This is a genomic window from Roseateles oligotrophus, from assembly GCF_014204525.1.
GTDB lineage: Bacteria > Pseudomonadota > Gammaproteobacteria > Burkholderiales > Burkholderiaceae_C > Paucibacter_A > Paucibacter_A oligotrophus_A.
This window is the reverse complement of sequence record NZ_JACHLP010000001.1, coordinates 746056-765073: the sequence shown is the minus strand read 5'-3', so window position 1 is coordinate 765073 and position 19018 is coordinate 746056. Positions and strand designations below refer to the sequence as shown.

The 19018-nt window shown below is 65.7% G+C and carries 20 protein-coding genes and 1 other RNA gene; 8 read left to right on the top strand and 13 right to left on the bottom strand.

The window, feature by feature from the left end; translation table 11 throughout:
- Positions 1–75: 75 nt before the first annotated feature.
- Positions 76–1180 (bottom strand): peptide chain release factor 2 gene (gene prfB / locus HNP55_RS03455; protein WP_184296158.1). Its coding sequence is split into 2 segments (ribosomal slippage): positions 76–1098 and positions 1100–1180, totalling 1104 coding nucleotides; the frame shifts between segments, so codons are not numbered across the junction.
- A 122-nt stretch (positions 1181–1302) separates the two neighbouring features.
- Between prfB and HNP55_RS03450 the strand changes: the two genes are divergently transcribed.
- Positions 1303–1602 carry a DUF4212 domain-containing protein gene (locus tag HNP55_RS03450; RefSeq protein ID WP_348648649.1) on the top strand — a complete coding sequence of 100 codons (300 nt, stop codon included), beginning with the start codon at positions 1303–1305 and terminating at the stop codon, positions 1600–1602.
- Here the strand turns inward: HNP55_RS03450 and HNP55_RS03445 are convergent.
- On the bottom strand, positions 1599–2528 hold the full coding sequence (locus HNP55_RS03445) for an alpha/beta fold hydrolase (RefSeq protein WP_184296156.1): 930 nt from the start codon (positions 2526–2528) through the stop codon (positions 1599–1601). The genes HNP55_RS03450 and HNP55_RS03445 overlap by 4 nt on opposite strands.
- Before the next feature lie 74 nt (positions 2529–2602).
- Between HNP55_RS03445 and HNP55_RS03440 the strand changes: the two genes are divergently transcribed.
- A complete protein-coding gene (locus HNP55_RS03440) occupies positions 2603–3085 on the top strand; it encodes a GNAT family N-acetyltransferase (RefSeq protein WP_184296154.1) in 483 nt (160 codons plus the stop codon).
- A 24-nt stretch (positions 3086–3109) separates the two neighbouring features.
- Here HNP55_RS03440 and HNP55_RS03435 read toward each other — a convergent pair whose 3' ends face one another.
- The 6 genes from HNP55_RS03435 to HNP55_RS03410 all read right to left on the bottom strand — a co-directional run bounded on the left by HNP55_RS03435 (position 3110) and on the right by HNP55_RS03410 (position 6627).
- On the bottom strand, positions 3110–3901 hold the full coding sequence (locus HNP55_RS03435; protein WP_184296152.1) for a DUF2987 domain-containing protein: 792 nt from the start codon (positions 3899–3901) through the stop codon (positions 3110–3112).
- Positions 3902–3992: 91 nt separating this feature from the next.
- On the bottom strand, positions 3993–4601 hold the full coding sequence (locus HNP55_RS03430) for a hypothetical protein (protein WP_184296151.1): 609 nt from the start codon (positions 4599–4601) through the stop codon (positions 3993–3995).
- Positions 4585–4827 carry a helix-turn-helix domain-containing protein gene (locus HNP55_RS03425; protein ID WP_184296149.1) on the bottom strand — a complete coding sequence of 81 codons (243 nt, stop codon included), beginning with the start codon at positions 4825–4827 and terminating at the stop codon, positions 4585–4587. The genes HNP55_RS03430 and HNP55_RS03425 overlap by 17 nt, the downstream gene beginning before the upstream one ends.
- On the bottom strand, positions 4827–5408 hold the full coding sequence (locus HNP55_RS03420) for a DUF2975 domain-containing protein (RefSeq protein ID WP_184296147.1): 582 nt from the start codon (positions 5406–5408) through the stop codon (positions 4827–4829). The genes HNP55_RS03425 and HNP55_RS03420 overlap by 1 nt, the downstream gene beginning before the upstream one ends.
- Positions 5409–5578: 170 nt before the next feature.
- Positions 5579–6160 (bottom strand): GNAT family N-acetyltransferase, encoded by a 582-nt coding sequence (locus tag HNP55_RS03415; RefSeq protein WP_184296145.1) that lies wholly within the window; start codon positions 6158–6160, stop codon positions 5579–5581.
- Positions 6161–6174: 14 nt separating this feature from the next.
- Positions 6175–6627 carry a carboxymuconolactone decarboxylase family protein gene (locus tag HNP55_RS03410; protein ID WP_184296143.1) on the bottom strand — a complete coding sequence of 151 codons (453 nt, stop codon included), beginning with the start codon at positions 6625–6627 and terminating at the stop codon, positions 6175–6177.
- A 206-nt stretch (positions 6628–6833) separates the two neighbouring features.
- Here HNP55_RS03410 and HNP55_RS03405 point away from each other — a divergent pair, with 206 nt between their 5' ends.
- From HNP55_RS03405 to HNP55_RS03390, 4 genes are all read left to right on the top strand, one after another.
- Positions 6834–7397, top strand: a complete 564-nt coding sequence (locus HNP55_RS03405) for a GbsR/MarR family transcriptional regulator (protein ID WP_221439431.1) — start codon at positions 6834–6836, stop codon at positions 7395–7397.
- Positions 7398–7400: 3 nt separating this feature from the next.
- Positions 7401–8759 (top strand): cytochrome ubiquinol oxidase subunit I, encoded by a 1359-nt coding sequence (locus HNP55_RS03400; RefSeq protein ID WP_184296139.1) that lies wholly within the window; start codon positions 7401–7403, stop codon positions 8757–8759.
- Positions 8756–9751, top strand: a complete 996-nt coding sequence (locus HNP55_RS03395; protein ID WP_184296137.1) for a cytochrome d ubiquinol oxidase subunit II — start codon at positions 8756–8758, stop codon at positions 9749–9751. The genes HNP55_RS03400 and HNP55_RS03395 overlap by 4 nt, the downstream gene beginning before the upstream one ends.
- Positions 9752–9931: 180 nt before the next feature.
- Positions 9932–10207, top strand: coding sequence for a hypothetical protein (locus HNP55_RS03390; RefSeq protein WP_184296135.1), 276 nt, complete (start codon positions 9932–9934; stop codon positions 10205–10207).
- 82 nt (positions 10208–10289) lie between these two features.
- On the opposite strand, the gene HNP55_RS03385 is transcribed toward HNP55_RS03390, so the two are convergent.
- A complete protein-coding gene (locus tag HNP55_RS03385) occupies positions 10290–10820 on the bottom strand; it encodes a GNAT family N-acetyltransferase (RefSeq protein ID WP_184296133.1) in 531 nt (176 codons plus the stop codon).
- A gap of 268 nt (positions 10821–11088) precedes the next feature.
- Between HNP55_RS03385 and HNP55_RS03380 the strand changes: the two genes are divergently transcribed.
- Positions 11089–11574, top strand: a complete 486-nt coding sequence (locus HNP55_RS03380) for an SET domain-containing protein (protein ID WP_184296131.1) — start codon at positions 11089–11091, stop codon at positions 11572–11574.
- Positions 11575–11848: 274 nt separating this feature from the next.
- Here the strand turns inward: HNP55_RS03380 and HNP55_RS03375 are convergent, their stop codons facing one another.
- The 3 genes from HNP55_RS03375 to alaS form a co-directional block, all read right to left on the bottom strand.
- The gene (locus tag HNP55_RS03375) at positions 11849–12550 is read right to left on the bottom strand and encodes a UPF0149 family protein (RefSeq protein ID WP_184296129.1); all 702 of its coding nucleotides are present in this window, start codon (positions 12548–12550) and stop codon (positions 11849–11851) included.
- Positions 12551–12619: 69 nt separating this feature from the next.
- Positions 12620–12696: non-coding RNA, sX9 sRNA (locus HNP55_RS03370), on the bottom strand.
- A 78-nt stretch (positions 12697–12774) separates the two neighbouring features.
- Complete coding sequence (gene alaS, locus HNP55_RS03365; RefSeq protein ID WP_184296127.1) at positions 12775–15414, bottom strand: alanine--tRNA ligase; 2640 nt, start codon at positions 15412–15414, stop codon at positions 12775–12777.
- 202 nt (positions 15415–15616) lie between these two features.
- Here alaS and HNP55_RS03360 point away from each other — a divergent pair, with 202 nt between their 5' ends.
- On the top strand, positions 15617–17104 hold the full coding sequence (locus HNP55_RS03360; RefSeq protein ID WP_184296125.1) for an NAD-dependent succinate-semialdehyde dehydrogenase: 1488 nt from the start codon (positions 15617–15619) through the stop codon (positions 17102–17104).
- An 86-nt stretch (positions 17105–17190) separates the two neighbouring features.
- Here HNP55_RS03360 and HNP55_RS24590 read toward each other — a convergent pair whose 3' ends face one another.
- Positions 17191–18738, bottom strand: coding sequence for a methyl-accepting chemotaxis protein (locus HNP55_RS24590; RefSeq protein ID WP_184296123.1), 1548 nt, complete (start codon positions 18736–18738; stop codon positions 17191–17193).
- Between the last annotated feature and the right edge of the window lie 280 nt (positions 18739–19018).

Sequence of the window (19018 nt, the reverse complement as noted above, 5' to 3'; positions counted from 1 at the left end):
CTCGGGGTGTGAAAAAAAGGCGGCGCCAGTGAGCGCCGCGTTGCTGGTGTTGGCGGGTGGGTGAGGCTTGTGGCCTCAGACGCCTTGCTTCAGGCTTTCGGTGATGAACTGGTCGAGATCGCCGTCCAAAACCTTTTGTGTGGCCGAAGTTTCGTAATTGGTGCGCAAGTCCTTGATGCGACTTTGGTCCAGCACATAACTACGGATTTGATGACCCCAGCCCACATCGGTCTTGGTGTCCTCCAGCTTTTGCTGCTCCTCGGCACGCTTGCGCATTTCGTGGTCGTAGAGGCGCGAGCGCAGGCGCTTCCAGGCCACGTCGCGGTTGCTGTGCTGGCTGCGGCCGTCCTGGCATTGCACGACGATGCCGGTCGGGATATGCGTCAGGCGCACGGCCGAGTCGGTCTTGTTGATGTGCTGGCCGCCGGCGCCGCTGGCACGGAAGGTGTCGGTGCGCACATCGGCCGGGTTGATGTCGATCTCGATCGAGTCATCGATTTCCGGGTAGACGAAGAGCGAGGCAAAACTGGTGTGGCGGCCGCCCGAGCTGTCGAAGGGGCTTTTGCGCACCAGGCGGTGCACGCCGGTTTCGGTGCGCAAGAGGCCGAAGGCATACTCGCCCTCCACCTTGATGGTGGCGCTCTTGATGCCGGCCACATCGCCGGCGGTCTCGTCTTCCAACGTGGCGGTGAAGCCCTTGCGCTCGCAATACTTCAGGTACTGGCGCAGCAGCATGCCGGCCCAGTCGCAGGCCTCGGTGCCGCCGGCGCCGGCCTGGATGTCGATGAAGCAGTTGCTGGGGTCGGCCGGGTTGTTGAACATGCGGCGGAATTCCAGCTGTTCGACGATTTCCTGCAGCTTGGCGGCGTCGCCCTCGATGGCCTCCAGGCCGTCGAAGTCCTGCTCTTCCTTGACCATCTCGTACAGCTCGGCGCTGTCGGCCAGATTGCTGCTGAGGTGGTCGATGGTGCCGACCACGTTTTCCAGTGTGCGCTTTTCGCGGCCCAACTCCTGGGCGCGCTTGGGTTCGTTCCAGACGCTGGGGTTCTCCAGCGCGGCATTGACTTCGTTCAGTCGCAGTGCTTTGCGGTCGTAGTCAAAGATACCCCCTTAGCGCGTCAGTACGCGCTGTCAGGTCGGCCAGGGTCGTGCCGATGGTGTTGATGCGTTCGATGTCCATGAGGATCCTGCTTCTTTCTGGGTGTTCCGCTGGGCGGACGGGCAATTCAGCATTTTTACATGAGCCGGCTGTCGGATCGGCATTCGCCCCCGCCGGCCGCCGGGATGGTGCACACTGCGGCCATGGACATGCCCGATTACGACGCCCTGAACCAACGCAGCCAGCAGGTGGCGGCGGCGCGCTCGGCCTATTGGCGCCGCACCCGGCGCCTGACCGTGGCCTTGTTGCTGGCCTGGTTCCTGGTCAGCTTTGTGTTGATCTACTTCGCGCGCCAGCTGTCCTTCGAGTTCTTCGGCTGGCCCTTCGGCTTCTGGGTCGCCTCGCAGGGCGCGGTGGCCGTGTTCTGCCTGATCGTGGCTTATTACGCCTGGGCCATGCGGCGCCTGGACGAGCTGGCGCGGGCGGACGAGCCGCAAGCTTAGGCGCCCAAAAAATCCTCCAGAATGCGCGCCAGGGCCTCGGGCTGGTCGTGGTGCAGCATATGGCCGGCCTGCGCCAGCACTTCGCGGCGCAGCTGGGGCACGCGGGCGATGCGTTCCTCAAAGTCGGCGCGGGGGTAGCGATCACCGAACCAGCGCAGCACGGCCGTGTCCCGGCCCTCCACCCATAGCGTTGGCGCTGCGATGCGCGCCCAGCAGGCCAGTACCTCGGCGCGCCGGTAGAGCACGGGGTTGCTCTGCTTGTGGGCCGGGTCGGCGAGGATCTGCCACTCCAGGCCGCCGTCCGGCCTCGTGACTTGATGGGACCAATGCGGGGCCAGCCAGCCGGCCTTGTCGGGCGTCAGCCTGGGGTTGGTCTTGATCAGGCGTTGGGCCACGGCCTGCAGGCTGTCGTAGGGCTTGAGCTGGGGCGGGGCCTTCAGCTCATCCAGCCAGGCGATCAGGCGCTCGGGCGCTTGTTCGGGGGCGGCGTCGGGCAGACCAAAGCCTTCCAGATTGATCAGCCGGCGTATGCGCTGCGGGCGCAGGCCGGCATAACTCATCACCACATTGCCACCCATGCTGTGGCCCAGCAGGTCGACCGGCGCGCCGGGGCTGAGCTGGTCCAGCAAGGCGTCCAGATCGCCCAGATAGTCGGGGAACCAGTAGCTGTCGGCGGGGCTGCGTTCGCTCAGGCCGAAGCCGCGCCAGTCCAGCGCGACGATGGGGCGTTGGCGCGACAAGGCGTCCACCATGAACTGGAAGGAGGCGCCCACGTCCATCCAGCCGTGCAGCAGCACCAGCAGTGGCCGGTCGGCGCTGCTGGGCACGTCCTCGCCCCAGCGCAGCAGATGGTGGCGCAGCCCGCGCAGGCTGATGAATTGGCTGCGGTGGCTGCGGCGTGGCAGATAGGGTGTGGGGCTGTTCATGTCGCGCAATATAGGGTCTGGCTGCTTAGGCGGCTGTCGGCCAAGCGACAAGCCTTCGCATGCAGAATGCGCCCATGACGACAAATTACGCCCTGCGCCCCGCCCAAGCCGGCGATGTACCGGCCCTGCTTGGACTGATTGAAGAACTGGCCGAGTTCGAGGGCCTGAGCCATCTGCTGTCATTGACGGCAGACCGCTTGCACACCCACCTCTTTGGTGACAAGGCCGTCGTCGAGGCCTTGATCGGGGAGATCGAGGGTGAGGCGGTGGGCTTCGCCCTGTTCTTCACCAACTTCAGCACCTTTCTGGGCAAGCCCGGCCTCTATCTGGAGGATTTGTATGTGCGCTCCGCTCATCGGGGCTCGGGCCTGGGCAAGGGCATGCTGACCCGCCTGGCGCAGATCGCCCTGGAGCGCGATTACGGCCGCTTTGAGTGGGCGGTGCTGGACTGGAATGAGGATGCCATCGGCTTTTACCAGCGCATGGGCGCCACCGTGCTGCCCGACTGGCGCATCTGCCGCATCAGCGGCGCAGCCTTGGAGAAGTTCCGCGCCTGAGCCTGCGCAGCCTCATTCGGAGCGCTAACGGCTGAACTGCACGCTCAGCTTGCTGCCCTCGGGTGCGATCAGCTTGGCCGAGTCGGGCCAGCGCTCCTGGCCGCTGAGCAGGGTGCAGCGGTAGTCCGCCAGCACCTTGTCGTCCTTGGGGGCGGGTTGGCGGGCCTTGGCGTCCATCTGCAGGGGCAGGCCCATCAGCTGGCCGTTTTCACGCCAGTTCAGCTCCCACTCGGGGCGGGGGCTGCAGATGCGCACGGCCTCCAGCTGCGGGACCAGCCAGCGCAGATAAAAGGGCAGCATCTCGCTGCGCAAGCTGTGGCCCACCCGCATCATGCGGCGCACCATGCCCATATCCAGATCCTCGGGCTTGACGTTGATCTCCAACTGGCCGCGGATGCCCAGGCTGCCCTTGGGCATATTGGTGGCCAGGTCGGCGTTCTTGGCCTGCTCGGCGGGCAGGATGGGCAGGGCGAACTTGCCTTCGCTGTTCATGGTGATGGGCAGGTACTGCTCTTCGCTGACCACCGCCAGCTTAGGCGCGGGGCCGCTGTACTTGGGGTCTTTGGGCTCGACCTTGAAGTCCAGGCGCACCAGGCCTTCGCCTACTTTTTGCAGTTTGGTGAGCACTTCGTTCATCTTGGCGTAGGGCAGGGCGGCCGGATCTTTCTGCATCTGCACCTTGACGGTCTCGAGCTGTTCGGTGGCCGAGGCCGCGGGGGCGGCCGGTATTTGTGCGAAGGCGGCTGCGCTCAGCAGCAAGGCACCGCCCAGCAATGCCGGACGGTGGAGGGTTGATGAATGCAGGGGCTTCTTCATATCGGCGGGCGACTCTCTTGGAGCAAGCGTGAAAAGTGGTGGGATGGCGGACCGGAGCGAAGCGAGGGCTGGGAGTTCTTGAAACGCGGCGCTATTTGCTGCACTTGCCGCGGGCCTCGGCCAGCAGCCAGAAGGGAATGCTCAGCAGGCCGGAACCGGCACCAAGGAACTCGCCCTTCAGGCAGTCGCCGGTGCCGGCTTTTTTCATTTCCTGGGCCAGTTTTTGTTCGGCGCTGAGCGGCTCTTCGCCCATGGCGCCGGCCGCCCGTTCGGATAGCAGCGGGGTCTTGGCCGCCATGCGCAGGGCGCGGCGGGTGGCTTCGCTGTCGAGGATGGAGCCGGTCACCGGGGGCTGGGCCGCAGTCGCGGTCGCAGGCGCCGAGGTCGCCGGCAAGCTGGTGGCCAGGCTGGAAACCGCCGTGGCCTGGGGCGCTGGTTCTGGGCGGGTTTGAACCGGGGGCGGCGGCCGCAGCGTGGCTGCCGGTTTTGGGGGCAGCGGGTTCGGGCTGGGGCTGGGTTTGCTGGGCTTGGGCGGTTTGGGGCTATCCAGCAACAGGCTGACGCTGATGCTCGTGCGGGCCGGCGCCGCGCCGGCCGCTTGTGTGCGCAGCTGATGAAGCATCAGCCAGGCCAGGCCCAGGTGCAGCAGGGCCAACAGGCCGAGCAGGCCGGCACGGCGCGGATCAAGCGGCTTCGTCATCGCCATCGCCTCTGGGCTCGGGCCCGTCCACATAGCTGAGCAGATCACCGGGCTGGCAGTCCAGCGCGCGGCAGATGGCGGCCAAGGTGTCGAAGCGCACGCCGCGCACCTTGCCGGATTTGAGCAGGGAGAGATTGGCCTCGGTGATGCCGACCAGCTCGGCCAGCTCGCGTGAGCGCATTTTGCGGCGGGCCAGCATCACGTCCAAGGTGACGAGGATGGGCATCAGACGAACTCCGCGTTTTCCTGCGCGACGCGGCTGGCCTCGAACATGACCCGGGCGATGGCCCAGAACAGCAGGCCGAAAAACAGGCTGTAGCCATGTTCGAAGGCGAAGTGCAGGGTCAGCACCCGCTTGCCCGGCGGGTTGCCCAGCGTCAGCGCCAGCACGGCCAGGGTGTCGCTCAAGGGGGCGGCCAGGGTGTGGGCGACCAGGGCCGCGGCAAAGCGGCGCAGGCGCCGCACCGGCTCCAGCCCGAAGACCTCACCGCGCTGATAGCAGCTGAACAAGGCCCAGACCTGCCACAGGGCGAACAGGCGCAGGCCGCCGACCAGCCAGCTGCTCAGCCAGCCGTAGAACAGCGCTGGCCCGTCGGTCTGCAGGGCGACGGACTCGCTCACCAGCGTCTGGTGCATGGAACTCTCCACCCAGTCCGGCTGGCTCCAGAACATGGCGGGCGCGACCAGCGTGAACAGAGCACCCAGCAGGCAGCACAGCTTGATGCACCAGGCCAGGCGTTTCATGGCCATCGAGGAGCTGGCCGAGGGCGCCGCTGGGGGCTGATTCTGGCGTCTGGACATGTCCATGCGACTTACTTTGTATTGATAAGAAATTACTGTAAAACAATAAAAAATCAATGTAAAGTAAAAAGCATGAAATGGCTCCAACACTATGCAGGCCTGCTGCTGGCCTTGCTGGCCCTGCTGCTGGCGCTGGGCTTGTTGTGGAGCCGCGGCTGAGCGGCGGCCCGCTGCGCTCAGGGGGCTTGTTCGTCCGGCCAGGCCGGGTTGAGCAGGGCAAAGACCTCGTGGTCCCGCCAGGCCCCGTTGATGAAGAGATAGCGTGGGCTCAGGCCCTGGGAGGCGAAGCCCAGGCGGCGCAGCACGGCCAGGCTGGGCCGGTTCTGCGGCTGCACCGCGGCCTGGATGCGGTGCAGTTGCACGCGGGGGCTGAACATCTCGGCAATCGCCAGGCGCAAGCCCTCGTTCATCAGGCCCTGGCCCTGGGCCTGCTCGTCCAGGCTATAGCCCAGCAAGGTGTTCTGGAACGGACCGCGTGCCACTTGCGAGAAGTGGATGCTGCCGATCAGGCGCTCGGGCGCGCTGGCCAGGCTCAGCCAGAAGCGGTAGGCCCTGCCTTCGGCAAACGACGTCAGCCCTTGCGCCAGGCGCTGGGCCACGCCCTCGGCTTCGAAAAAATCGGCCGGGTAAGCGGGGTCCCAGGGCGCGAAAAAGGCCTGGTTGCGCAAGTGGTAGTCCAGCACTTGCGCCTGCATGCTGGCGGCCGGGGCGCGCAGCAGCAGGCGTGGGCCTTGCAGAACGGTCAGTGCCCGCCTCAATTTTGGGCCTGGGCTTAGATGGGCGGCGTGAAGCGCAAGACCTTGCCGATGCGGTTCCAGGCATTGATGTGGGCCACCGAGGCGGTCAGCAAGCTCAGATCGGCGGGGCCGAACTCGGCCAGGGCCTGGGCGAACAAGGCGTCGTCCACATCGCCCTGGGCGCTGAGCGTCAGGCGCTCGGCAAAGGCCAGGGCGATGCGCTCGCGCGGGCTGTAGACGGGTGCCTCGGCCCAGGTGGCCAGCAGGTCCAGCTTCTCGGCGGGCAGGTGCAGGCTGCGGGCCAGATTGAGGTGGAACTGCAGACAAAAAGCGCAGCCATTGAGCTGGGAGGCGCGCAGCTTGATCAGCTCGATCAAGTCCTTGCCCAGCGTCGATCCGGCCACCGCCTTGCCGATGGCGCCCAGGCCCTCGGTGACGCCGGGGGCGAGTTTGGCGAATTCTGCGTAGTCGATGCGAACGGCGGTCATGGTCTGTTGATCCCTGTGTTGGCTGAGAAAGATGGCCACATTATTGACGGCTGCGGCCGGGCAATCGCCTTGCGCCGTGTCGGGTTTTGTTTTTCTTGAGTTTTCAATAATTACTGAAAATTCGATAAACTTTGCGGCAAATCAAAGGCCGGGGTGCAGCCGTTTTGCGCCAGTTCAAGTCCAAGCAGAAAAGAGAGTGCTAGATCATGCAGACCATGAGTCCCCTGGTGCGCAGCTTCGTCGCCCATTTTGGCGAGATGGGCAGCCGCTGGGGCATCAATCGAACGGTGGGGCAGATCTATGCCCTGATCTATGTTTCCCCCCAGGCGCTCAATGCCGATGAGATGGCCGAGGCGCTGGAGTTCAGTCGCTCCAATGTGTCCATGGGGCTGAAGGAGTTGCAGGCCTGGCGCCTGGTCAAGCTGCGCCATCTGCCGGGCGACCGGCGCGAGTATTTCGAGGCTCCGGCCGACGCCTGGGAGATCTTCCGCACCCTTGCCGAGGAGCGGCGCCGGCGCGAGATCGAGCCCACCTTGTCGATGCTGCGCAATGCCTTGCTGGAGACGCCCAAGACCGAGGAGGACCGGGTGGCCCAGGCCCGCATGCGCAGCATGCACGATCTGATCGAGCTGATGACGGGCTGGTTCGACGATGTGCAGCGCCTGGACTCGCAGACCCTGGCCCAGCTGATGAAGATGGGCGCCAAGGTGCAGAAGCTGCTGGAATTCACCGGCAAGGTCAAACCGGCGCCCAGCCGGCTGGAGCGCTGAGCCATGGACGCCCTCGTGCTGGCCCGCATGCAGTTTGCGGCCAATATCACCTTCCACATCCTCTTCCCCACCATCAATATCGCGATGGGCTGGATGCTGCTGTTCTTCCGCTGGCGCTGGCTCAAGACCCAGGACGCCGCCTGGCTGCAGGCCTACCGCTTCTGGACCAAGGTGTTCGCCCTGAGCTTTGCCCTGGGCGTGGTCAGCGGCATCACCATGAGCTTCCAGTTCGGCACCAACTGGCCCGGCTTTATGGAAAAAGCCGGCAATATCGCCGGCCCGCTGCTGGGTTATGAGGTGCTGACGGCCTTTTTTCTGGAGGCGGGCTTTCTGGGCATCATGCTGTTCGGCCATGGCCGGGTGAGCGAGCGGGTTCATCTGTGCGCGACCCTGCTGGTGGCCGTTGGCACGACGCTGAGCGCCTTCTGGATCCTCAGCCTCAACTCCTGGATGCAGACCCCGCAGGGGCATGAGCTCATCAACGGCGAGTTCTTCGCCAAGGACTGGTGGGCCATCATCTTCAACCCCTCGCTGCCCTACCGCCTCAGCCACAAGCTGCTGGCCTCGGGCCTGACGGTGGCCTTCTTCCTGGCCGCTGTCAGCGCCTGGCAGATGCTCAAGGGCCGGGCCCAGGCCAGCAGCGCCAAGGTGATGCGGGTGGGCCTGACGCTGGGGGCCGTGCTGATTCCCGTGCAGATCTTTGTGGGCGATCTGCACGGCCTCAATACCCTGGCGCATCAGCCCGCCAAGGTGGCGGCGATGGAGGGCGTGTGGCAGACCGAGAAGGGCGCGCCCCTGCTGCTGTTCGCCTGGCCCAATGAGCGCACGCGCAGCAACGACTTTGCGCTGGCCATTCCCAAGGGCGCCAGCCTGATCCTGACCCACGACCCCGAGGGCGAGATCCGCGGCCTGAACGAGTTCCAGGGTGCCCACCCGCCGGTGGCGCCGCTGTTCTTCGGCTTTCGCATCATGGTGGGCCTGGGCCTCTTGATGCTGGCCTTCAGCTGGGCCGGCCTGTGGCTGTACCGCCGCCGCGGCTGGCGCCTGGAGGCCATGCCACGTTGGCTCTTGTGGGGGCTGACGGGCATGGGCTTCTCGGGCTGGCTGGCCACGGTGGCCGGCTGGTATGTGACCGAGATCGGCCGCCAGCCCTTCATCGTCTACGGCCTCTTGCGCACGGCGGACGTGGCCTCCAGCACGCCGGCACCCATGATCGCCGCCACCTTGGCAGGCTATGTGAGCCTGTATCTGGGCCTGATCGTGGCCTATGTCTCGGTCATCAAATACATGGCGGAGAAGGGGCTGCCCTCCGAAGCGCAGACTTCTTCTTCAACGCTGACTCAGGGGGGCTTGCAAGCATGAGCGCGACTGAATGGATGCCCCTGGTTTTCCTGGGCCTGATGGGCTTGGCCCTGCTGATCTATGTGGTGCTGGACGGCTATGACCTCGGCGTGGGCCTGTTGATGCTGGGGGCGAGCGAGGCGCAGCAGGACCGCATGGTCGCCTCCATCGGCCCCTTCTGGGACGCCAATGAAACCTGGCTGGTGCTGGGCGTGGGGCTCTTGCTGGTGGCCTTTCCCAAGGCCCATGGCCTGATTCTGCAGGCGCTCTACCTGCCGGTGGCGCTGATGCTGCTGGGCCTGATGCTGCGCGGCGTGGCCTTCGACTTCCGCGTCAAGGCGCAAGCCCAGTGGAAGCCCTTGTGGAACGCGGCCTTTATGGGTGGCTCGGCCCTGGCCGCCACGGCCCAGGGCTGGATGCTGGCGCGCTACATCACCGGCTTTGCCGAGGGCTGGGCCTATACCGCTTTTGCCGCGGTGATCGCGCTGGCGCTGGCGGCCGCCTACGCCTTGCTGGGTGCGGCCTGGCTGATCATGAAGATGGAGGGCGAGTTGCAGACCCTGGCCGTGCGCCGCGCCAAGCTGGCCTGGCCGGCCGTGCTGCTGGGCCTGCTGCTGGTGTCCGTGATCACGCCCCTGGTCAGCCCCACGGTGGCGGCGCGCTGGTTCAGCCTGCCGGAGTTCATCGCCTTGCTGCCCATCCCCTTGATGACGGCCCTGTCCTTGTTGGCCCTGCGCGGCCTGCTGAACTCGCACCGGGTGCTGGGCAAGCTCTGCTGGGCGCCTTTCGCACTGATGGTGGTGGTGATGCTCCTGGGCTTTCTGGGCCTGGCCTACAGTCTGTTTCCCTTTGTCATCATGGATCGCATGACGGTCTGGCAAGCTGCGGCAGCCACCGACTCCTTGCGCTTCATTCTGTGGGGGGCGGCGCTGACGGTGCCGGCGATTCTGGGCTATACCGTGTTTGCCTACCGGGTGTTCTGGGGCAAATCGGGGGAGCTGAACTACGCCTGAGACGGCGGCGAATGCCCCCGTTCAACGCAACTCATCGGCCAGAAACGCAGTTCGTCGCTTTGCGGTGGAGTCCGGGGGAGCTTGTCTGGATACTGCGAGCATGGAGCCAGCCCAAGCTGGAATGCTTGGATGCTGGGCAAGGGGGCTGAAATGGGGAGGCGTATGTTCTGCGGTCAAAGCTTGAATTCGATTTCCACAAAAAACAAAGAAAAAACCAAGGCCTTGGTGTTGGCCCTGGCGCTGGGTGTGAGCCTGGCTTTGCCGGTGCAGGCGGCCCAGGCCAGCGAGGTCGTCAAGCTGGCACGTTTGGTGATCACCGGCAAGCGCTTGAGTGCACCGCCGGTGACCAAGCCGCTGCCCTCATCGATCAACAAGGCCGAGGTGCTGAGCCAACGCGGCGACGACGAGGATGCGCGCATGGGCGATGCCCGCCGCAGCCAGTTCCGGCCCATCTAAACGGCAGCCCGCATAGCCGGGCCGCACTGACAAAAAAAGCCAGGGCTTGGCCAAGCCCTGGCTTTTTCAGTTCAAGTGGCTATCAGCGCAGCGCCGGCGGCGCGGGGTGCAGGCGGCCCATGGCCAGGGCCTCCACATAGCGGCCCTTGCGCAAGGCATAGGCCGGCATGCGGCCCTCGATCTCGAAGCCGTGGCGCTGGTAGAGGCGAATCGCCGTGGCATTGTCCGAATAGACGGTCAGCTCCATCCGCAGGATCTGCGCCCAGTTGTCGGCATAGTCCAGCAAGGCCCTCATCAGCGCGCCGCCCACGCCCTGGCCCTGGGCCGGTTTGGCGACCAGGATGCCCATGGTGGCGGCATGGCGGCGGCGCAGGCTGGGGCCCACGGGGTGCAGGCCGGCGCAGCCCAGCAACTCTTCGCCCCGGAGCGCCACCAGATGCAGATCCACCATGCCGTTGCCCGGCTTGGCGCCTTCTTGCAGGCGCTGCTGCCATTGCTCCTCGCTGGGGTAAGGCATTTGCAGCAGGCCGCCGAAGACCTCGGGCTCGCTCATCAAACGCGCCATGCCGGCGGCATCGGATATCTGGCGGCGGCGTATGCAAAGAAGTTCCATTTCAAACTCTCCTTGTGTTGCGGTGCGAGGGCCTTAAAACAAAAAAGCCCGCTGGGGCAGCGGGCTTGAGGGGGGATTTTGAATCTGGCGGTGGGTGTCACGCTCGCTGCAAAGGTTTCGCCCAAGTACCTGGCACCTGCATCAGGTGCAGGGAATGCAGGGTGACGGAGACCGTGAGCAGCGAATTCATCGGTCCAGTGTGAGGGCTGCCCGTGGCAGGGGTCAAGGCCGTTAGAGGAAATGAGGCTTGGCTGCGACAATGGCGGCCATGCCACGCCTGATTGCTCTTCCCGCCGCGCCCCTCGTTGTTGTTGCCGAGGCGCATTGCCCGCCCAAGGGTCAGGTCTTGCCTGCCGAGCGTTTCGAGCTGCGTGTGGGCCCCAGCCGCATTGATGGCCTGGGCGTGTTTGCCGCCGAGCCGATTCCGGCCAAGCGCAAGATTGGCGAGCTGCGCGGCGAGGCCATCTCGGTGCGTGAAGCCCGCCGGCGCGCCAAGGGCCGCGAGCGGATTCATATCGTCGAGGTCTCGGAAACCCGCGCCGTCGACGCCACCGAGTCCAAGGACGCGTTGCGCCATATCAACCACAGCTGCGCGCCGAATGCCAAGCTGCGCATCAGCCAGGGCCGGGTGGAGTTTTATGCCTTGCGCGAAATCGCCGCCGGCGAGGAGCTGAGCTGCGACTACGGCGAAAGCCACCACGAAGGCCGGCTGAGCTGCCGCTGTGGGGCGGCCGGCTGCAAGGGCCGGCTCTAGGGCCTGTTAACGCTACGGCAATGGGCCGCGAAGGCTCGCCCCGGCGGGCTATGCTGCGTTGCAGCGCTTGCCCGCACGCGAGTGCGGGCGGCGCGCTGCGCCTTGCCTTGCCCGCCGGGGCGAGCCTTCCCGAAGGGTTGTGCCCAGCCAGGAGCGCATGCGGCGTTGCAAATCCTCGCCGGGTGTCCAACCCGGCTGCGGTTTGCGCCTTGCCTGCGCCCCTGGCTGGGCACAACGCGACCCATTGCCGTAGCGCTAACAGGCCCTAGAACGCTCAGGACAAGACCTGACCCTCTTGCGGCTGCAGCCAGAACAGGCGCAGATCCTGGGCGGAGAACAAGGCGTCGTCGATCAGCACGTCCTGGGTGATCTCGTCCTCGGGCTCGTACTGCTCGGCGATATAGGCTTCGCGTTGCTCGCCCGCGGGCATGGCCACGGCGGCGACGGACATCAGCATGGCATCCAGCATCTGGCCGGCTTCGCTCTCGCTGTCGTGCACATACCAGGTCTGCTCGTTGTCTTCCACGGCTTGCATAAAGCCTTCCACCCACATCACGCCGGGCGGGGGCAACTCGCTGAGTTGCTCTTCGCTCAGCACGCCTTGCTGGAGCAGATCGGCCTTGGTGGCTTCGTCGAACTCGGTGATCAGCGGTTCCAGCAGCATGGCCTCGGGGTCGGCTGACAGGGCCTCGGGGTCCAGGCTGTCGGCGATCTCGTTCCAGCGCGCCATCAGCACGTCCATGAATTCCTCGGTGGCTTCCTGCTCGTCCAGCACGGCCGCCCAGTTGTCGCCAAACAAGGCGTCCATGGCGGCGATGGGGCTGGCGACCACGGGGCCGCAGATCAGGGCGGTCAGATAGCCGTCCAGGGTGTCGATGGGTACGGCGTCGGCGTCTTCGGGCGTGGCGGCGGCCAGCACTTGCAGCAGGGCGGCCAGGCGTTCGGCGTTGGCGTGGTCGATATGGGTCTGGTTCATATTCTTGCGTCCTTGGAAAAACAACAAGGGCTCTCGGTCCGGTTGGCGAGAGCCCTTGTTCGTGTCAGAGGCTGAGAACTTTTGTAGCGAGCGGTCGTCAGGCTAGGCGGACGGAGCGCAGGAACCGGAACGTACTCCCTGTACGTGAGGATTCCGAGCACCGCCCAACGACGCATGGCGGCCGCGCAGTAAAAAGTTCTCAGCCTCTCAGATTGAATAAAGAGTTATAGGCGTTCGGCCACCCAGGCCTGCACACCGGCCAGAGCGCCGGCCAGGGCGGCCGGGTTCGTGCCGCCGGCCATGGCCAGATCGGGCTTGCCGCCGCCCTTGCCGCCCACCTGCAGGGCGACGAAGTTGACCAGCTCGCCGGCCTTCAGCTTGGCCGTGCTGTCGGCGGTGACACCGGCGGCCAGCTGCACCTTGTCGCCGTCCACGGCGGCCAGCACGATGGCGGCGGTCTTGAGCTTGTCCTTGAGCTTGTCCATGGTTTCGCGCAGGGTCTTGGCATCGGCACCGCTCAGGACGGCCGCCAGCACCTTGACGCCCTTGATGTCCACGGCCTGTTGGACAAGCTCATCGCCCTGGGCCGAGGCCAGCTTGCTCTTGGCGGCGCTGAGCTCTTTTTCCAGGGCCTTGAGCTGGTCCAGCACCGCGTGCACGCGCTGCTCCAGCTCGGCCGGCGTGGCCTTGAGCGTGCCGGCCACGGCCGCGACCGTGTGCTCCAGCTTTTGCAGATAGGCCAGGGCGCCGGCGCCGGTGATGGCCTCGATGCGGCGGATGCCGGCGGCCACGCCGCTCTCGGCCACGATCTTGAACAGGCCGATATCGCCGGTCGCCTTGACGTGGGTGCCGCCGCAGAGTTCCTTGGAGGAACCGATGGAGAGCACGCGCACGGTCTCGCCATACTTCTCGCCGAACAGCATCATGGCGCCGCTCTTTTGCGCGTCGTCCAGCTTCATCACCTCGGCCTTGGCGGCAGCGTTGGCAAGGATTTCGGCGTTCACGATGGCCTCGACCTGGGCGATCTGCTCGGCCGTGACGGGGGCGTTATGGGCGAAGTCGAAGCGGGTGCGCTCGGCGTTCACCAGCGAGCCTTTTTGCTGCACATGGGCGCCCAGCACCTCGCGCAAGGCCTTGTGCATCAGGTGGGTGGCGCTGTGGTTGCGCACGGTCTTGCTGCGGTTCTCGGCATCGACGCGGGCGGCAAAGCTGTCGCCGGCCTTGAGGCTGCCTTCCAGCACGCGGCCGTGGTGGCCGAACACATCGGCCTGGATCTTGATCGTGTCCTCCACGGCGAAGCGGCTCGTGGCATTGCGCAGCTCGCCGCTGTCGCCGGCCTGGCCGCCGCTCTCGGCGTAGAAGGGCGTGTGATCCAGCACGACGACGGCGTCGTCACCGGCATTGGCCTGCGCGACCAGGGCGCCGTCCACGTAGACGGCGGTGATGGTCGAGCGCTCGTATTGCAAATGTTCGTAGCCGTGGAAGGCGGTGGGCGCACCGCTGTATTCCAGGCCCTGGGCCATCTTGAACTTGCCGGCGGCGCGGGCCTGCTCGCGCTGGCGTGTCATGGCGGCGTCGAAACCGGCCTGGTCCACGGTCACATCGCGCTCGCGGCAGACGTCGGCGGTCAGGTCGACCGGGAAGCCGTAGGTGTCGTGCAGCTTGAAGGCGGTCTCGCCGTCGAACACGGTGTTGCCGGTCTTGGCCATCTCGGCCAGGGCGGCGTCGAGGATTTCCATGCCGTTGGCGATGGTCTGGAAGAAGCGTTCCTCTTCCTGCTTGAGCACCTCGGTCACGCGGGCTTCGGCCTGGCGCAGCTCGGGATAGGCCTCGCCCATCTGGGCCACCAGCTCGGCGACGATTTTGTGGAAGAAGGGCGCGCGGGCACCCAGCTTGTAGCCGTGGCGGATGGCGCGGCGAGCGATGCGGCGCAGCACATAACCGCGACCTTCATTGCCAGGGATGACGCCGTCGACGACGGTGAAGCTGCAGGCGCGGATGTGGTCGGCGATGACCTTGAGCGAGGCGCTGTCCTTGTCGCAGTCCTGCGCGCCCGCGCCATCGACGGCGGCCTTGGCCGCGGCCAGCAGGGCCACGAACAGGTCGATCTCGTAATTGCTGTGCACATGCTGCAGCACGGCGGCCAGGCGCTCCAGGCCCATGCCGGTGTCCACGCTGGGCTTGGGCAGCTTGTGCATCACACCGTCTTCGGTGCGATTGAACTGCATGAAGACGTTGTTCCAGATCTCGATATAGCGGTCGCCGTCTTCGTTGGCGCTGCCGGGCGGGCCGCCGGCCACATCGGGGCCGTGGTCGTAGAAGATCTCGGTGCAGGGGCCGCAGGGGCCCGTGTCGCCCATCATCCAGAAGTTGTCGGACATATAGCGTCCGCCCTTGTTGTCGCCGATGCGCACGATGCGCTCGGCCGGCACGCCCACCACCTTGTTCCAGATCTCGTAAGCCTCGTCGTCCTCGGCGTAGACCGTCACCCACAGCTTCTCGGCCGGCAGGTGGAAGTGTTTCGTCAGCAGCTCCCAGGCGTACTGAATCGCATCGTGCTTGAAGTAGTCGCCAAACGAGAAGTTGCCCAGCATCTCGAAGAAGGTGTGGTGGCGGGCGGTGTAGCCCACGTTGTCCAGGTCGTTGTGCTTGCCGCCGGCGCGTATGCACTTCTGGCTGGTGGTGGCGCGGCTGTAGGCGCGCTTGTCGAAGCCCAGGAACACGTCCTTGAACTGGTTCATGCCCGCGTTGGTGAACAGCAGCGTGGGGTCGTCACCGGGAACGACGGGGCTGGACGCGACTATTTTGTGGCCTTTGGATTCAAAGAACCGCAGAAAGGTCTGGCGGATGTCTGCTGCTTTCATTCTTGAGCTGCTTTCGGGTCGGCTGCGGGGGCGTGGCACAAAAAAATGCGGGCCGGGCCCGCGTCAATTCCTGCGACTTAGTCAGTGCTGAATTATAGGGCTGACACCCTCAGGACAGCCCGCCTTGCTCGCCTCGGGTAGAGTGTTGCGTCCAACAGCGCCCGCCCAGGCGCTTGTTGCGGCAAACCTTGGAGACTCAAGCATGAATAGCAAGACTTCCCCTCTGGCCGCCCTGGCCGACGCCAGCCTTTTGCGCACCCAGGCCTTGATCAACGGTGAATGGGTGAGTGGCGCCAGCCAGTTCGCCGTCATCGACCCCGGCAGCGGCGCGCATCTGGCCGATGTGGCCAATCTGGGCGCCAACGAGGCGGAGGCCGCGATTGCCGCTGCCAATAACGCCTGGGGCCCCTGGCGCAGCAAGACGGCCAAGGAGCGTGGCGCCATCCTGATGCGCTGGTCCCAGCTGCTGCACAAGCATGCCGATGACCTGGCCCGCATCATGACGGCCGAGCAGGGCAAGCCCCTGGCCGAGGCGCGCGGCGAGGTGGCTTATGGCGCCAGCTTCATCGACTGGTTTGCCGAAGAGGGCAAACGCGTCTACGGCGAGACCATCCCCACCACCGACAATAACAAGCGCTATCTGGTCATCAAGCAGCCCATGGGGGTGTGCGCTGCCATCACGCCCTGGAACTTCCCCATCGCCATGATCACCCGCAAGGTGGCGCCGGCCCTGGCCGCGGGCTGCACCGTGGTGATCAAGCCGGCCGAGGCCACGCCGCTCTGCGCCCTGGCGGTGGCCGAGCTGGCCCAGCGGGCCGGCATGCCGGCAGGGGTCTTGAACGTGCTGACGGCGGATGCCGACAACTCCATCGCCATCGGCCATGTGCTGTGCGACAGCGATGTGGTGCGGCACCTCTCCTTCACCGGCTCCACCGAGGTGGGCCGCATCCTGATGCGCCAATGTGCCAATACCGTCAAGAAGCTCTCGCTGGAGCTGGGCGGCAATGCACCCTTCATCGTCTTCGACGACGCCGACCTGGACAGCGCGGTGGAAGGCGCCATCGCCAGCAAATACCGCAATGCCGGCCAGACCTGCGTCTGCGCCAACCGCCTCTATGTGCAGGCCGGTGTGTACGAGGCCTTCCTGGAGAAGCTGACGGCCAAAGTCAGCGCACTCAAGCTGGGCAATGGCTTCGAGGCCGGCGTCAATGTGGGCCCGCTGATCGACGCGCAAGCCCTGGCCAAGGTGCAGTCCCATGTGGACGATGCCCTGGCCCTGGGCGCGCGCCTGCTGGTGGGCGGCAAGGCCGCGACGGAGCTGGGCGCGCAGTACTTCGAGCCCACCTTGCTGGCCGATGTGACGCCGGCCATGCTGTGCTCGCGCGAGGAGACCTTCGGCCCGCTGGCGCCGGTGTTCAAGTTCCAAACCGAGGCCGAGGCCATCACCCTGGCCAATAACACCGAGTTCGGCCTGGCCAGCTATTTCTACAGCCGCGACATCGGCCGCATCTTCCGCGTCGGCGAGGCGCTGGAGTACGGCATGGTGGGCGTCAACACCGGCCTGATCGCCACGGCCGAAGTGCCTTTCGGCGGCGTCAAGCAAAGCGGCCTGGGCCGCGAGGGCGCGCACCAGGGCATGGAGGATTATGTGGAGATCAAATACCTCTGCCTGGGTGATATCCAGAAGTAAGAGCTGCGAGCGCAGCGCGCTTCGTCGCAATGAGAAAGGGCAGCCGAGGCTGCCCTTTTTTGTCTTGCGGCTGCGGCCGGAGCCGATCAGGAGGCCAGCTTGAACACCGCCACCGAGTCGACCAGATGCTGCGCCTGCAGCTTGAGGCTTTCGGCCGCGGCGGCCGATTGCTCCACCAGGGCGGCGTTTTCCTGCGTGGCCCGGTCCATATGCGCAACGGCCTGGCCCACTTGCGTGACGCCGCTGCTTTGCTCCTGGCTGGCGGCGCTGATCTCGCCCATGATGTCGGTGACGCGGCGGATGGAATGGACCACTTCCTGGATGGTGGCGCCGGCGCCGTCCACCTGGGCACAGCCCAGCTCCACCCGGTCCACGCTGGTGCCGATCAGGCTCTTGATCTCCTTGGCCGCTTCGGCCGAGCGGCCGGCCAGGGTGCGCACCTCGCTGGCCACCACCGCAAAGCCGCGGCCTTGCTCGCCGGCCCGGGCGGCTTCCACGGCGGCATTGAGGGCCAGGATATTGGTCTGGAAGGCGATGCCATCGATCACGCCGATGATGTCGGAGATCTTGCGCGAGCTCTCGCTGATCTCGCGCATGGTGCTGACCACCTGGCCCACCGCCTCGCCGCCTTTTTGCGCAATCTCCGAGGCTTGCAGGGCCAGCTGATTGGCCGCGCCGGCGCTGTCGGCATTGCCGCGCACGGTACTGCCCAGCTCGCTCATGGAGGCGGCCGTCTGCTCCAGTGCCGAGGCCTGCTTCTCGGTGCGCAGCGACAGATCGCTATTGCCCGAGGAGATCTGGGCCGAGGCGCTGGCCACGCCCTCGGCGTTCTCGCGCACCTCTTGCACGATGGCCGCCAGGCGGCTCTGCATCTCCTGCATGGCGCCCAGCAGCTGGGCGGTCTCGTCCCTGCCCTTGGGCGCGATCTTCATGGCCAGATCGCCAGCGGCCACGCTGCTGGCCACCCGCAGCGCCTCCGACAAGGGGCCGGTGATGGAGCGCACCAGCCACCAACTGGCCGAGCTGCCCAGCAGCAGGGCCAGGCCCACCAGCAGGGCGATCTGCTGCTTGGCTTGGCGCACGTCTTCGCTGGCCGTCTGGCCGTCGCGTGCCATCTGGGCTTCGCTGCGTTCGACCAGGGCGTCCACCGCCGCCATATAGACCAGATGCCTGGGCCGCATATCGTGCAGCAAGACGGTCTTGGCCAGCTCCATATCGCCGGCCTGCACCGCCTTGCCGACTTTCTCGCGTTGCAGGCGGTACTCGCCGCGGGCTTCATTCAGTCGGGCCATGCCGCGCATGCCCTCGGCATCGTCCAGCACTTGGCCGAGTTTCTCCAGCGTGCCGGCCGTGGTCTTGGAAATCTCGGCGATCTGCGCCAGCTGGGCCTCGATCTCGGCCTTGTCGTTCAGGATGATCAGATCGCGCATGGCGCGGGCCACCTGGCCATTGGCCTCCTTGACCGAGAGCAGCATCTTCACCGTCGGGTAGCGCTCCTGCATGGTCAGGCGGAACTGCGCATCGATCTCGCTCAGGCGGCCCCAGGCCAGGCTGCCGAGCAGCAGCATCAGCACACTCATGCTGGCAAAGCCCAGGCTCAGGCGGGTGGAAATCTTCATCGTTCGGAAACCCATCGGCGGCTTCTCCTTTTCTTGTTGTCCAGCGAGGGAAGGAAGGGAGCAAGCCTAAAGATTGGCTTTCGATCCAATTTGGCATAGATCAAGACGGAGGGCTTCCGTGGGAAAAGGCCTGCGCTGAGCCTTCAATCTGTCACGCCGCGATGGTGAGCTGTCGCGTGGATGCGTCGGTTTGCGAGCTTAGGTTTGCTGGGATGGGGGTCAGGTCTTGCTAGGGAAGCGCGGGCATGAAAAAAGGGCACCGAAGTGCCCTTTCGAGAGGGACAGGCCCTGCCTG